General features: G+C 34.0%; 10 protein-coding genes and 1 pseudogene. 6 read left to right on the top strand and 5 right to left on the bottom strand.

All coding sequences use genetic code 11. The annotated features are described in order from the left end of the window. Positions 1–18 precede the first annotated feature (18 nt). A complete protein-coding gene (locus AC1DIT_RS12610) occupies positions 19–7008 on the top strand; it encodes a non-ribosomal peptide synthetase (protein ID WP_016113470.1) in 6990 nt (2329 codons plus the stop codon). A 55-nt stretch (positions 7009–7063) separates the two neighbouring features. After that, the gene (locus AC1DIT_RS12605; RefSeq protein ID WP_016113469.1) at positions 7064–8518 is read left to right on the top strand and encodes a pyridoxal phosphate-dependent decarboxylase family protein; all 1455 of its coding nucleotides are present in this window, start codon (positions 7064–7066) and stop codon (positions 8516–8518) included. Positions 8519–8640: 122 nt separating this feature from the next. Here AC1DIT_RS12605 and AC1DIT_RS12600 read toward each other — a convergent pair whose 3' ends face one another. Then, a complete protein-coding gene (locus AC1DIT_RS12600) occupies positions 8641–9597 on the bottom strand; it encodes an alpha/beta hydrolase (RefSeq protein WP_016113468.1) in 957 nt (318 codons plus the stop codon). A 236-nt stretch (positions 9598–9833) separates the two neighbouring features. Here AC1DIT_RS12600 and AC1DIT_RS12595 point away from each other — a divergent pair. From AC1DIT_RS12595 to AC1DIT_RS12585, 3 genes and pseudogenes are all read left to right on the top strand, one after another. Further along, a pseudogene (locus tag AC1DIT_RS12595) lies at positions 9834–10277 on the top strand (IS6 family transposase); the annotation flags it as partial. A gap of 461 nt (positions 10278–10738) precedes the next feature. Then, positions 10739–11323 carry a hypothetical protein gene (locus AC1DIT_RS12590; protein ID WP_476998220.1) on the top strand — a complete coding sequence of 195 codons (585 nt, stop codon included), beginning with the start codon at positions 10739–10741 and terminating at the stop codon, positions 11321–11323. A 96-nt stretch (positions 11324–11419) separates the two neighbouring features. Beyond that, the gene (locus AC1DIT_RS12585) at positions 11420–11578 is read left to right on the top strand and encodes a hypothetical protein (RefSeq protein WP_476998219.1); all 159 of its coding nucleotides are present in this window, start codon (positions 11420–11422) and stop codon (positions 11576–11578) included. Positions 11579–11784: 206 nt separating this feature from the next. Here the strand turns inward: AC1DIT_RS12585 and AC1DIT_RS12580 are convergent, their stop codons facing one another. The 4 genes from AC1DIT_RS12580 to AC1DIT_RS12565 all read right to left on the bottom strand — a co-directional run bounded on the left by AC1DIT_RS12580 (position 11785) and on the right by AC1DIT_RS12565 (position 14003). Next, positions 11785–12327 (bottom strand): tubby C-terminal domain-like protein, encoded by a 543-nt coding sequence (locus tag AC1DIT_RS12580; RefSeq protein WP_033671221.1) that lies wholly within the window; start codon positions 12325–12327, stop codon positions 11785–11787. Between the two features lie 188 nt (positions 12328–12515). After that, positions 12516–13058, bottom strand: a complete 543-nt coding sequence (locus AC1DIT_RS12575; RefSeq protein ID WP_016132877.1) for a GNAT family N-acetyltransferase — start codon at positions 13056–13058, stop codon at positions 12516–12518. A gap of 135 nt (positions 13059–13193) precedes the next feature. Beyond that, positions 13194–13412, bottom strand: a complete 219-nt coding sequence (locus AC1DIT_RS12570; RefSeq protein WP_016132878.1) for a hypothetical protein — start codon at positions 13410–13412, stop codon at positions 13194–13196. Positions 13413–13565: 153 nt separating this feature from the next. Further along, on the bottom strand, positions 13566–14003 hold the full coding sequence (locus AC1DIT_RS12565) for a hypothetical protein (protein WP_016132879.1): 438 nt from the start codon (positions 14001–14003) through the stop codon (positions 13566–13568). A 766-nt stretch (positions 14004–14769) separates the two neighbouring features. On the opposite strand from AC1DIT_RS12565, the gene AC1DIT_RS12560 reads away from it, so the two are divergent. Further along, positions 14770–15218 (top strand): DUF4030 domain-containing protein (locus AC1DIT_RS12560; protein ID WP_476998218.1); only part of this gene is annotated, 449 nt, incomplete at its 3' end.

The following is a 15218-nucleotide window of genomic DNA, read 5'->3' as shown; positions in this document are numbered from 1 at the left end:
AGGGGGCTAAAGATAAAAATGCACATTAAAGATCGAAGTTCGATTCATGAGAATAAAGTGGTAGAAGTATTTTGGAAGGAGCAATTATCTTCCGAGGTTCTCGATTTTTCTTTATTTAATAGCGGTTATCAATTGAATAAAGACAATCCATGCGACCATATTCAAGTCATTATGGATTCAGAACTTAGTCAAATTATACAAAAAGTAAGTAAGTCTCAGGATATACTTTTATTTAGCTGGTTACAGGCCGCATTAAGGGTTTGCTTGGCACATTATACAGATCAACAAAAGATTACAATTGGGATTCCTGTAATTGAAAAAAATGATGAACAAAGGAAGAATCATAATGATTTGCTTCCTATAGGAAGTGAAATCTATCCGCATCAATCCTTTAAGCAAGTGGTAGATCAAGTTGAACAAACGACTTTATTCGGGTATGACATTCAGAGTTATCCGCTCCCTGAATTATTAGCGAAACACCATTCAACTCCTTTTCAAATCGTTTTTGGGATGGAAGGATTACATAATAAAAGTTCGATAGAAGAATGCTCAGAGAATAATTTAGCTATCTGGATACGAAGAAAATGGAATGAAATACATAATGAATTTGAATTTCAAATTTCTTTCAAGTCTCATTCTCTTTCTTCGTTGCAACAGTTTGCCAAATCTTATCTTTATGTTTTAAAGCAAGTGTTAAAAAATCCGAATCTGGCTGTGAAAGATATCTGTATTATTGCGGAAGAAGACAAAGAGTTGCTAGAAGGATTTAATCAAGTTCAGACGGGCATAGACTTGTCTCAAACATTTCAGAATTTGTTTGAGGAGCAAGTGTTGAAAACCCCAGATCAAATTGCTGTTATTTGTAATGATCAATCTTTGACATATAGAGAATTAAATAAGAAAGCAAATCAATTGGCTTCTATTCTCCAAAGTAAAGGTGCATCGAAAGAAAGCATTATTGGAGTTATGGTAGATCGGTCATTGGAAATGATCATTGGCATGATGGGGATTTTAAAAGCAGGAGCAGCATATTTACCAATCGATCCTCACTATCCAAGTGAACGAATTGAATATATGTTACAAGATAGTCAAGCCAAATGTTTGCTGAGCAAGCGAACAGAGGTAGAATTGCCACAATTTGCTGGTGAAGTGCTGTATCTTGATGAGGAACATCTCTTCCAAGGTGAGGAAAGCATTTTAGTTCGAGAAAGTGATCCTAATGATTTGGCTTATGTTATTTACACATCAGGATCAACAGGAAATCCAAAAGGCGTAATGGTGGAACAGAAATCTCTTGTCCATTTTTTAAGCATTATGAGAGAAAAAGTAAAAGATAATCAGTCGTTCTTGTTTCTTGCTAGTGTTTCTTTTGATATTTCTTTGTTAGAAATATGTCTTCCTTTAACTCAAGGTTCGAAAGTAGTCATAGCTACAGAGGACCAGTTTGCAACAAAAGAATTGGCTCATTTGGTCAAAGAACATAAGGTGGATTTATGGGAATCAACCCCATCAAGAATGGAAGTGATTTTGAGTGATCCAGAAGGGGCAGATTTTCTAAAAGATTTAAAGTCCATTTTGTTAGCAGGGGAAGCATTTTCAATTGATTTAGTTGAAAAAATTAGAAGCATCAGTGAAGCGGAAATTTTAAATATCTATGGTCCCACAGAAACAACCATTTGTGCAGCAGTAAAAGATTTGAGCACGGCCAAAGAAGTGACGATTGGAAAACCTAATCCCAATTATCGTTCCTATATATTGAATAAGTATGGTCAATTGAAACCTTTTGGAATACCGGGCGAGCTCTGTATTGCTGGCGTGGCAGTAGCCCGGGGGTATCTTGGTAAATCTAAACTGACAGATGAAAAATTTGTCCCGAATCCTTTTGTAGCAGGAGAAATGATGTATCATACGGGTGATTTCGTTCGTTGGTTGCCTAATGGAGAATTTGAATATCTCGGTCGAATGGATCATCAAGTGAAAATTCGGGGGTATCGGATTGAATTAAGGGAAATCGAAGCTCAGTTAAGGAAATATCCAGAGATAAGCCAAGCTATTGTTGTTGATCAGGTATATGGAAACAGGAAATTATTAGCCGCTTACTATGTATCGGATAATAAGGTCCCTTTTGGAGAGCTCAGAAAATATTTAAGCAATAAATTACCTGAGTTTATGATTCCTGAAAAAATGATTCAAGTAGAAGAGATTCCATTGAATCCAAATGGGAAAGTAGATCGAAACAGGTTATTGGATGTAACTCAAACAGATTACGTATCTATTCCATACGTTGCCCCACGAAATGAAATTGAAGAGAAATTGGTGCAAGCATGGGAAAAAGTGATGGAAATCGAGCGGATCGGTATTCATGATAACTTTTTTACTTTAAGAGGAGAATCGATTAAAGCACTACAGATTATCAATTTATTAAGAAAAGACCATTTGAAAGTAAGTACAACGGATTTTTTCAAACATCCCACGATTGCTCAACTAAGTTCTTATGTAGAAGTGGAGCATAAAGAAGAATGCTTAGATAATATGCCAACTCGTGTTAAAGATTTGTCCAAGCCATTTCCCTTAACAGAAGTTCAGACAGCCTACATGTTAGGACGGAATTCACAGTTTGAATTAAGCGGTATTTCACCTCAAACGTATTTTGAATATGAAACAAAATTGGATATCAATCGTCTTTCGCAAAGTTTTCAAAAGGTAATTCATCGCCATCCAATGTTACGAGCTGTAATCTTGCCAGAGGGAAAACAACAAATTTTACAAAACGTTCCTGATTATCAGATTGAAATAGAAAGTCTCATTGGTTTAGATGATAGAAAACAAAGTGTTCGCTTGCAAGAAGAACGTTCTCGAATGACTAACCATGTATTTCCTTTGGAGCAATGGCCTTTGTTTGAATTGAAAGCCTTTCTTTTAAAAGAAGACACTTATTTGTTATGTTTTCGATATGATGCTTTATTGATGGACGGGGCAAGCATGAACATCGTTGGACATGATTTGTTTCATTATTATTACAAACCAGATCAAAGTTTGGATTCTCTTTCTTTTGATTTTCAAGATTACATGTTTATCTATGATGAAATGGAACAAAGCAAAGAATATAAAACAGCAAAAGATTATTGGACAAGTAAGCTTCCTGACTTTCCGTTTGCTCCTTCTTTGCTGTTAAAAAAGGATCCGGTAGAGATTGCTACTCCTAAATTCCAATCACTTACAAAGATCCTGGACAATGAAAAATGGACAAAGTTACGAAAGTTAGCACAAGAGAAAGAAGTAACTCCTTCCGCTCTACTTTGTACGATATATGGTGATGTGTTGGCATATTGGAGTAATCAACGTCGATTGGCAATTAATTTGACTGTATTTAATCGTTATCCTGTTCATGAAGAAGTAGAGCAGATTGTGGGAGATTTCACTTCACTCATTTTATTGGATGTTGATGTGAATCCAGAGCAATCTTTCTTTACTAGAGTAAAACAAACTCAATCTACTTTATTAGATGGCCTTGAACATCGGCATTACGATGGAGTTAACTTTATTCGAGATTTTACTCGATATCACCAAATGACGCCAAAAGCAGTTATGCCAATTGTTTTCACCTCGATGCTAGCAGGTGCGGGTGCTTTTGCTTGGGAACAGCTTGGTTCTCTTCGCCATATTCACGCTCGGACTCCACAAGTGTATTTGGATAATGTGGTAATTGAAAAAAATGGAGAGTTATTAATTAGCTGGAACTATGTAGAAGAATTGTTTGATGCTGATGTGATAGAAGCAATGTTTTCCCAATTTGTCGACTTGTTGGAACAATTGGTGAAACAAAGTGACGTAACCTCTTTGCAAATGAAAGAATCGGATCAAACTTTAATTGAGCAATACAATCAGACAACAGAAAAAATACCTTCTACTACTCTGTATCAATTATTCACAGACCAAGTAAAGCGTACACCGGATGAAGTAGCAGTGGTCTTTGAGCAAGAATGGTTAACTTACTCGGAGCTTCATAAGCGCTCCAATCAAGTTGCGCACTACTTGCAAGAACAAGGGATTGGTTTAGGGGACAAAGTTGGCCTTTTGGCACAGAGGCGAGTTGATACGATTGCTAATATGATGGGGATTTTAAAAGCAGGTGCTGCTTATGTACCCATCGAACCTAATCATCCACTAGATCGACAAACATATATCTTAGAAAATAGCGCATGCAAACTTTTATTAGAACCTAGTCTTTATGAAGAGAAACATTTGTCATTATATACAACTGAAGACCTACCTACTATTGCTAATCCGGAAGATCTTGCCTATATTATCTATACTTCAGGAAGTACTGGAAAGCCAAAAGGAGTAATCATTACTCACCAAGCGGTTGCAAATACCATTCAAGATATCAATGAAAAATACCAGGTAAATAAAGAAGATCGCATTATTGGTATCTCTTCCATGTGCTTTGACCTGTCTGTATACGATATTTTTGGAACGTTAAGCACGGGTGCAATGTTGGTAATGATTCGTGATCCGAGAGACATGCAAGAACTAATCCGTACGGTCGAACGCAGAGGAATTACAATTTGGAATACAGTACCTGCAATCATGGATTTGGCATTGGATCAAGTAGGTACTCATTTTGAAAATTCTTCTTTGCGTTTAGTTTTACATAGTGGGGATTGGATTCCACTCTCTTTACCAGAAAAAATAAAACGTCATTTCCCGATTGCGGAAGTAATTTCACTGGGAGGAGCAACAGAAGCATCAATTTGGTCAATTTATTATCCAGTCAAACAGGTGGCATCACATTGGAACAGTATTCCATATGGGATGCCTTTGGCAAACCAAACGTATTATGTGTTGAACTATGAAAAGAAAATGTGTCCTGTTGGTGTAATTGGTGATTTATATATTGGGGGAGTGGGTCTTGCTAAAGGATATTTAAATGATGAACAGAAAACGAATGAAGTATTTGTGTCACATCCGGAGCTTGGTCTCATTTATAAGACGGGAGACTGTGGCAGAATGCATCCCGAGGGGTATATTGAATTTTTAGGCCGCCAAGATTATCAAGTCAAAATTCAAGGATATCGTGTGGAATTAGAAGAAATTGCCCATTGTCTTCTCACTTACAAACAAGTCGAACAAGCTGTAGTAATTGATCAGGCAGATGAGAATGGGATGAAATTTTTAGTCGCATATGTGGTAACTGAGCAAAATATAAGTACAACAGAACTACGACAGCATTTGCGAAACCACTTGCCAGAGTACATGATACCTTCTTATTTTGTTTATCTAGAACAACTACCCTTAACTCCTAATGGGAAATTAGATCGAAAAGAGCTTCCTGCTCCAGAGAAACAAAAAAATGATGTGTTTATTGCTCCAAAAACTGAAATGGAAAAAATATTGACTAGTGTATGGCAAGAAGTACTCAAAGTAGATCAAATCGGAGTAAATGATCATTTCTTTGCCTTAGGTGGAGATTCGATAAAAGCGATTCAAGTTTCTGTCAGACTGTATAGACAAGGATTTGAGTTAGAGCCAAAAAATCTATTTTCGTTTCCTATATTAGGAGACATGGTTCATTTTGTTAAAAAGCTAGACCATTTTTCAAGTTCACAAACAGACGATATAAACAAAAAGAAAGAAAATAAAGTTACATCACTAAATCAACATACACTTAACAAAATAAAAGAAAAAATGCCAGATTTAAAAATAGAACGAATTTACCCATTGGCAGCTTTCCAACAAGTTATTTATGAACATGCTGTAGCTGAACCTGATACCAATGCTTATTTCGAACAAACAATTTGGACGCTTGAGGGGCAATTAGATGTAGATCTCTTTATTCAGTGTTTTCAACAATTAGTTGATCGTCACGATTCTCTAAGAACAATCATCGTACAAGATGAACAAGAACAACCTTGGCAAGCTGTACTACATGATGTTCAAATGATTTCAGAGGTAAAAAGCTTGATCGAGATGGCAAAACAAGAACAACAGGAATTCATAGATCAGTGGATGAATAAAAATTTGAGTCGAAGATTCAAAAATGATGAACTCATGACCCGTCTCTGTATATTTCTACTAGGGAATGACGAGTATAAGATAGTTTGGAGTTCCCATCATCTATTGTGCGATGGTTGGAGCGTCAGCATTTTGTTAGACGAATTATTCCAACTCTATGAAACAATAAATGCGGGAACTACAGTAGAGTTACCTACGGTAAAACCTTTTCAAACATTCATAGACTGGACTTTAGCACAAGATCATGAGAAAGCACGTCATTTTTGGCGGGATTATTTATCAGGATACAATCGAAAAATCAGTATTCCTAAAAAGAAAGTACCAACTCAAAGTGAAGGGTTAAATTTCACATTTATGGATTTAACGTTAGATAAGGATTTGACTAATCAGTTACAGACATTTGTAACCAAAAACAATATAACTGTGAATTCGGCATTACTAGCTGTATGGGGAATATTGCTTGGCAAATACAACGGAATGAAAGAAGTAGTATTACCTAATCTAGTATCAGTCAGGCCTCCCGAAGTAGAAGGGATTGAAAATATGTTTGGACTGTTCACAAATGTTTTGCCTATCCGACTAGCATGGACAGAAACACAATCTTTTGTGGACTTCTTGCAAAAAGTACAACTAGAAACATTGAAATGTAATGAGTATGCATACTATTCATTTGTTGAGATACAAAAACAAAGTGAGTTGATTAATCAGTTAACCGATCATCTTTGGGTTTTTGAAAACTATCCAACGAACCCAGAAATCTATTCTTCAAATGAGAATAGAAATTTTGCCATCACAGATTACCAAGTCGTTGATGAGCCGCATGTAAAGTATGGAATTATGTGCTTCCCTGAAGAGAAACTTACAATAAAATTTGGATATGATCAAACTGTATATGAAGCGGAGAAAATACAGGAAATATTGAATCATATCCATCAGTTAATCAACATGATCCTTCAAAATCCAACACAGACAATCGGTGATTACAAATTATAAAAAATGAAAAGGCGAGCAAGAACTCGCCTTTTTAAATGGAATAGGAGTGAACCAAATGACGAAAAACCTGCAGTTATCAGCCGAAGAGATGCGTCAGTTAGGATATCAAGCGGTTGATTTAATTGTTGACCATATGAATCATTTAAAAAGTAAACCAGTATCTGAAACGATTGATAGTGATATTTTTAGAGACAAGCTAACTGAATCAATTCCAGAAAACGGATCCAATCCGAAAGAGCTCCTTCATTTTCTTAATAGTAATGTGTTTAATCAGATTACCCATGTGGATCATCCTCATTTTATGGCCTTTGTGCCGGGTCCTAATAATTATGTAGGAGTAGTAGCAGATTTTTTAGCAAGTGGGTTTAATGTATTTCCCACAGCTTGGATTGTAGGCGCAGGTGCTGAGCAAATCGAATTAACGACAATCAACTGGTTAAAATCAATGTTAGGATTCCCTGATTCGGCTGAAGGACTATTTGTAAGTGGGGGTTCCATGGCTAATTTGACTGCGCTTACTGTAGCGAGACAGGTCAAGCTTAATAACGATATAGAAAATGCGGTTGTGTATTTTTCCGACCAAACTCATTTTTCTGTGGATCGGGCACTTAAAGTATTAGGGTTCAAACATCATCAAATTTGCCGAATTGAAACAGATGAATATTTACGAATTTCAGTTAGTACTTTAAAAAAGCAAATAAAAGAAGATCGACTAAAAGGGAAAAAACCATTCTGTGTTGTTGCTAATGCAGGGACAACTAATTGTGGAGCGGTTGATTCCCTCAATGAATTAGCTGATCTCTGTAATGAAGAAGATGTATGGCTACATGCGGATGGGGCCTATGGTGCTCCAGCAATTCTCAGTGAAAAAGGAAGTGTTTTACTTCAAGGAATTCATCGAGTCGATTCCTTAACACTGGACCCTCACAAATGGCTTTTTCAGCCTTATGATGTGGGCTGTGTACTCATTAGAAACAGCCAATACTTAAGTGAAACATTCCGTATGATTCCGGAGTATATTAAGGATACGGAAACTAATATAGAAGAAAAAGTTAATTTTGGAGAACGTGGAATTGAACTATCTCGTAGATTTAGGGCGTTAAAGGTATGGCTTTCTTTTAAAGTGTTTGGAGTCGCAGCTTTTCGAAAGGCAATTGATCACGGCATTATGTTGGCTGAACAAGTTGAAGAGTTTTTAAGGAAAGAAAAAGATTGGGAAGTGGTAACATCTGCCCAGTTAGGAATTGTTACTTTTCGCTATACCCCTTGTGGACTAGCATCTATAGATAAAATTAATGAACTAAACAAAAAACTGGTGGAAGAAATTAATCACAGAGGATTCGCTATGCTAAGTACGACCAAATTGAAAGAAAAAGTGGTAATTCGACTTTGTTCCATCAACCCAAGGACGACAACAGAAGAAATGCTTCAAATTATGATGAAAATCAAAGCACTTCCAGAGGAAGTAAACATATCGTCTAAACATCTTATTTCAATTCCGCAACTTTAATATTCCGAGTATATTTTACATAAAACGGAATGAAAACACTAAAGAAATGTACAACAACAAACACACTCTCTTTTTAATAAGAGAGTGTGTTTGTTGTTAAGATAATAGAATATGTAAAGAGATTAAGCCTCTACCTTAGCTACTCTTTCGAAACCAGTCTTTACTGCTTGTATCATTTCATTCACAGCGTAAATAGATACGTCGGCATTTGGATTTAATCCTTCGAACCAGTGATAAGCCCTAGGATATAAATGAAATTCGACATCAACACCAGCTTGCGCAAGTTTGGTTACATAGGTTAATGTTTCGCTGCGGAATGGATCTAATTGACCAACAAATGTGTAGGTGTATGGCAGATTACTATAATCCTCTGCTCGAGCAGGGGCTGCATAGGCAGGAATATTATCCGTTCCATATATTTCTCCTAAATACATTTTCCAGCCAGCTTCATTTGTCTTTTGATTCCAAACAAATCCTTCTTTAATTTCATTCGTAGAAGGTGTATTATTTCGGTCATCAATCATTGGATAGAGTGGCATTTGAAAACAAATAGAAGGATATTTTCGATCGCGAGCTAATAATGTCAATGCTGCTGTTAGTCCACCGCCAGCGCTCGCTCCTGCAACACCAATTCGATTCGAATCAATGTTTAATGACTCTGCGTTATCAGCAATCCATTTTAATGCTGCATAACAATCCTCAATTGGTGCTGGATAAGGATGCTCTGGAGCTAAACGGTAGTCTACAGACACGACCACACAGCCAACTTCTTTTGCAAACCGCATACAAGTATCATCATTATCATCTATAGACCCTAAGATATAACCACCACCATGTATCCATAACAGGACAGGTAAGGATCCATTATTTAATTTTGGACGATAAATTCTTAATGGTAATGGATTAGCGTCAGGTCCAACAATGACTTCATCTGTTAATGAAAGGGATTCATCAACAACAGTAGGTGGTCTCATTTGCGATATTCCTTCTCTGATTGTTTGCAAGTTCTCTGGGCGTAAATCGAGATCAGGAAACATTTCTAAACCTGGTAATAAATCTGCATTTACTCGGTTCTTCATTTTAACACCCCTATTTTTAATTGTTTTTAAATATGTAAAGTGGATTCTAAGTAGTTTAATTGTGATAAAATCATCACAATTAAATTGTAAAGTGGATATGTCATAATCGTCAACGGAATATTCAAAAAATAAAAGGGGGAATTATGGTTCTGGTGCAAAAACTATAAGACTTATGTAACTAACCTCTGAAACTTGGACATACTGATACTAGTACTCTAAAAAAGGGCGTGATCAGTATGGAAAAGCGAAACCTATTCAAGTGGAAACATTATCAACCTGAACTGATCTTATTAACAGTAAGATGGTACCTGCGGTATAATTTGAGCTTTCGTAACCTGGTGGAAATGATGGAGGAAAGAAGATTATCTATTGCTCACACAACCATTATGCGCTGGGTTCATCAATATGGACCTCAATTAGAAGAGAAAGTACGACATCACCTTACATCAACAAATGACTCGTGGAGAGTCGATGAAACTTATATTAAAGTAAAAGGGCAATGGACGTATTTATATCGTGCCGTTGATTCAGAAGGGAATACCATTGATTTTTATCTAAGTAAATCAAGAGATAAACAAGCAGCCAAGTGCTTTTTCAAGAAAGCCTTGGCTTTTTCGTACGTTTCTAAACCTCGCGTGATAACAGTAGATAAGAACCCTACCTATCCTGTAGCAATGCAATAGTTGAAAGAAGAGAACCATATACCTGAAGGCATAAGAAAAGTATCCCCTAACAGGTGGTGAAGCTTTTAATTGGAGGGAAGGTGGTTCTGGAAATTTACTTACTGCTAGTTATCCGATGCATTCCAATACATGAGCGATTGCAGGAAAGGATCACTTCGTTCCATCTCCATCATCTTTCTTCAATTATAAATATGGTAAAATATACATATCTCCCAATCCAAAGTGTAAAACAAGTATTCAAGTTAGGTGGAGTATTCTTTTAGGTACTTCCTTGCTATTAACCGTATCAACTTACAAGGAATTTTACATGGGTGTTTTTAATGGAATGACTATTATAAGTGAGGCTATAATGGAAGAATCACTTTTTGTAGAGGGTTGTGGTTAAGGGAGCCGTGGGATAAGTAGAGTGAGATGTGGTATTTGGATAGTAGATTTTTAAATAAAGGGAGTGTTTGATCTTGTTTGAAAATGAGTTATTACAATTCTACAAAAAGAGTATGTCAACTTGGTTCTTTTTATTTAAACCTATAAAAATAAGGTTTAATCTTTTTGTAGGTATTCATGGTTGTAGTATTATTGGTATATTAATATTTTTAATGCAAATTTCTAATGCTTTTTCTTACATCTTATTTGTTTTATATTTAATACTTTTCTTCTTCTCTTTTATTTATTTTATTTTTAAACCATCTAGAAATAAACTGTTAGAGAAGTATAATATCGATTTTCGTGGGGAAGAATTTTTACCTTTTAGACATTTACTTTTAAAAGAATTTTTACGTAAAAGAAAAGTTATAAAGGTATTAGAAACAGAAGATATTGAGAAAAGTAAATCGGCATTAGATTTTTATATTACTAAATTAGAACAGGAACTTGAAAGGAAAAAACAAGGGAGATTTTTAAATCTTGTCTCATCATATATTACTTTAATTATTGCTTTTGTGTCTCCTGTTTGGGGATCACTTAACAATTGGATATATATGCATAAAGATCATCATTTTACTTTCGGACAAGCGTTTGGTTATTTTGGTATTATGTTTTTTTAAATTGTTAGTACTATTATTTTATATATGTTTTTTAAACATCGTTTTTTAAATGATCTTTTTCAAAGTAATGATCAGAGGATATTGAATGTAATTGACATGTTACAAAGTATAAAATTTTCTTTGGATAATCCTCATTATTATGATCCATTTCAAGAAAGGAATCATATAAAGAAGAGTATTGCTGATGTTATTGAAGAATATGAATTAAGCAAATCAAAAGATAAAAATAACGGTTCTGGTGCAAAAATAAAATAAAAGAGGACAAGTCTGTCCAAAACCGGAAAGAATTTATTCATAAATTGGTTGGCTTAGCTTCATAAGATAGAAATGAAGAGAAAATTGCTACTCTATGTTTCTAACTAATATTTTTGCACCAGAACCGTATTTCTTATCTTGATAGCGATGTAAGGTGACCCCTCAAAGAAAAAACAAATAGGATATATATAATAATGTTTTTAAATTTAATGCCCCGCAGCATGTAAATATGAATGGAATATGCCTATCAATAATAAAACTTTATCTTTATAAGATTCCTCTAATAATTTAAAAGTAATATTAAAAGGAGGCTTAATAGGCTCTTTCCATTCTGCAATAATCAAATTAGTATTTAAATTGGTTATTTTTGCCCATTCAAAAGGTCTTTGATTTAATTCATACATTTCTCCTGCAAATTCAAATGTAGTTATTTCACCAAAATCAAAGGTCTTTTTATCTATTAAATGTATTTGATATTCTTCTGTTCCAGCATAATAGTTAAGAAGAAATTGTGTTCTTTTTCGAAAATCTATATCCTTTTTCGCTTTTAATTGTAAATTCTCTTTAAAATCATATATCTCATATTCCAAAAAATACGTCCCTTGGAATAATATTAAATCTATTATCCTTATAAACTGATTGCTATACGTTTTTTTTATTGTACCTATTATATTGTTGTTCTCATCATATATTTGTGTTGGTTTAACCGAAGAAAAACTTCTCCATTTATAATAATACAAAATAATCACCTCTTAATATTTGCATATGAAGTTTTTGAATATTATAACATAAGAAAAGAACAGCTTTATAGCTATCCTTTATTAACATAACCTCACTTATCAATAGTCACTGTATCTAGAAAAAACCCCTTCATTTTACTTGCTGAAGGGGTTTCGTATTTACATAATTATCGTTTTCGGAAGTAAATATATTTGGTTTATCTGCAATTCATGTAGGCATCTTTCAATATCCCATAAATATCTACATCCTCATATGTTCCCCATTTCAACACATCTTGTTTTAGTGTCCCCTCATAGGTCATCCCAATTTTCTTCATTACTTGTGTTGATGACTGATTTTTACTCATTGCAGGTGCCCAAATTCGATTTAAATTGAGTTCACAGAATCCAAAATCCATTACCTTTTTTGCTGATTCTGTGGCATAACCTTTCCCCCAGTAGTCCTTACCTATCCAATAGGCAAGTTCCCCTTTGTTATGCTGTTTATCAATACGCAATGTCATTGTTCCAATTAGTACATTTTCATCCTTCAACACAACCGCAAACGGATAAGCATCCCCATTTTCTATTAATCGAGGATGTTGTTGAATCCAAGATTCAGCATGTTCCAGTAGATAAGGATAGGGTATAGCCAAAGTGGTTTCAATAATTTCTCTTTCTCCAGCCAATGCTTGTGCTCTAATAGCATCTTTTAATTCGTATGGTCGCAAAATTAAACGTTCTGTCTGTAAAGTACGCATTCTAAAATTCTCTCTCCTATCCACTCTCTATTTTTACCTAAATTATACCATGTCGGTAATGTGTATACTCTATACATGTCAGGTTAACATAACATCTCATTATCGGTAGGCAATCTATCTTGAAACTTACCAAATTCACTTAAGGGATTTTTTCCAGTTTGAATAATAATAAATTAACTGAATTAATAAAGTCATTATTGAAATACCTGCAACGATTACAAAATACATTAATTCAACATCTAACAAATACATCCCTATTACCGAAATAAATACAAAAGGGATTGAAGCTAATACATTGTAAAAACGTTTTTTATAAAAAAGTGTATCTTTTGCGTTTATATAATTATTGAACATAAATATTCCCCCATTCTTCTTTATTAAGCTTATTTTTACGTTTCAAAAGGTATACATTATGGGGTACCGCCCCATCCTCATCAACCCCAAAGTACCCAAACAAAACACCTCTAAAGGATGGAGATATCTGTGTTTTGTTGGTAGTGTTATCCTTTATTTTAATGAAGTGATTAGATGAAATAATAAGCCAACTAATATCACTGTAAACCATAATATTTTATAAAGTTTAAGTTCCTTTGAATTGAATTTTAATTTTGAAAACTTCGTAATAAGTAAACCAAGTAACCCGCATACCCACATAAATTGAGCACTTAGTACTTCTCCAATATATTTGGTTTTATCTTTAACAGAAAGCCAGTCATCTCCATATATAGTTTGTTTTTTTGTTGTACCAATCCAAGTATATTCCTTAATAACATATCCTAAATTATCATCTTTAAAATAATTTTTATAACCTAAAATAGGTATAGGATAATTCATTATAAACTGTATAAAAATTAGAATACTTAACATTACAATAGGTAATAACACAAAAATCAGTGTTCTATAACGATATGTATTATTGTTTTTATTAATAACATGTTTGGACATTATAAAATCCCTCCATAAAAAATATGAAATTTATCCCTCCTAATAGTTTTGCAAGAACCTTGCTGATACAAGATTCTAACTTTACAATTTTATCACGATCAGTAATTATTTTCTTTATTTTCATAATTTTAGAAAATCGCTTTATTTCTCTTAGTATCAAAAGGTACACCTTTATGAACTACATGAACCCACAAAAAAATAGCGTTCCAAAATATCAAAAATATATTTTATGAACGTTCCAAAATAATAAATACCTTTAGGTATATGTTTAATTTTTTTCATAAAGAAACCAGTCGTTTATAAAGGTATACTTTTATAGACAATTTAAGAAGGCACTTAACGCTAAATATATGAAAGCTAAAAATGTATTTAAAAGTGTACCTTTTGATACTGTACAAACAAATTAGTAATAAATTTCTCAATGTCGATATTATCACTATTTTTAGATAAAATATTCAAAATTAACAGTTAATGTAATATGATAAAAAAGTGATGGTTATCACCCTATTTCTTTCTCTTTATGCCAGAGATAAGACCGAGTTCCTGGTCTTATCTCTTTTATTTATATATTTTCCTGGGGGATGAATTGGGAGGTGGAATATGAGTGGAATTTGATTTTTCGAACCTGTAAAAATTAAGTAAAGGTTTTTCATTTGCTTTGAAGAATGCCTAATCGAATATGAAAATAGAAATTAGATCGATTACACTTTTATTACGATCTAGGACTCAAATATATGACAAAGCAAGCACGAGAAAGGAGATTTAAATGAGAAAAAGAAAAGGGTTAATTCTCCCTCTTGTATTAACTATTTTATTTGGCGCTTGTCAACAAAGTGAGATAGAAGAATCCAAAAGTGAAGATTCAAAAGTTATGGATTCTGTTGTAAGTGTAGTGAATAAAAAAGAATTCCTCAGCGCTTATGTGGATGATAAAACAAGAGTAGTAGACCTAGAAATAGCTGATACTGTAAATACAAGTAAGGTGAAAAAAGAGATAAATGCTCGGTTAATGAACCAAGGTATTAAACCATATACAATTGATATTAGTCAGAGAAATATGGAAGAAGTAAAAATAGAGAAAAGATGGGACATGATTTACAGTTATGTTTATGAGGAATTGTTTAAGAAAAAAGGATACAATGGTTTTTCAATGCGTGCTTATGTAGAATCAGGGCAACCTATTCCGTTTGCTATATATACTCCTATAAATAGTGC

Source organism: Bacillus sp. 05T22 (assembly GCF_056396765.1).
This window is presented reverse-complemented; position numbering and strand designations above follow the sequence as displayed.

Bases quoted from the DNA above. Each gene is read 5' to 3' on its own strand.
- AC1DIT_RS12610 (WP_016113470.1), top strand. From the start codon at position 19: ATGCACATTAAAGATCGAAGTTCGATTCATGAGAATAAAGTGGTAGAA.
- AC1DIT_RS12605 (WP_016113469.1), top strand. From the start codon at position 7,064: ATGACGAAAAACCTGCAGTTATCAGCCGAAGAGATGCGTCAGTTAGGA.
- AC1DIT_RS12600 (WP_016113468.1), bottom strand. From the start codon at position 9,597: ATGAAGAACCGAGTAAATGCAGATTTATTACCAGGTTTAGAAATGTTT.
- AC1DIT_RS12585 (WP_476998219.1), top strand. From the start codon at position 11,420: ATGTTACAAAGTATAAAATTTTCTTTGGATAATCCTCATTATTATGAT.
- AC1DIT_RS12575 (WP_016132877.1), bottom strand. From the start codon at position 13,058: ATGCGTACTTTACAGACAGAACGTTTAATTTTGCGACCATACGAATTA.
- AC1DIT_RS12570 (WP_016132878.1), bottom strand. From the start codon at position 13,412: ATGTTCAATAATTATATAAACGCAAAAGATACACTTTTTTATAAAAAA.
- AC1DIT_RS12565 (WP_016132879.1), bottom strand. From the start codon at position 14,003: ATGTCCAAACATGTTATTAATAAAAACAATAATACATATCGTTATAGA.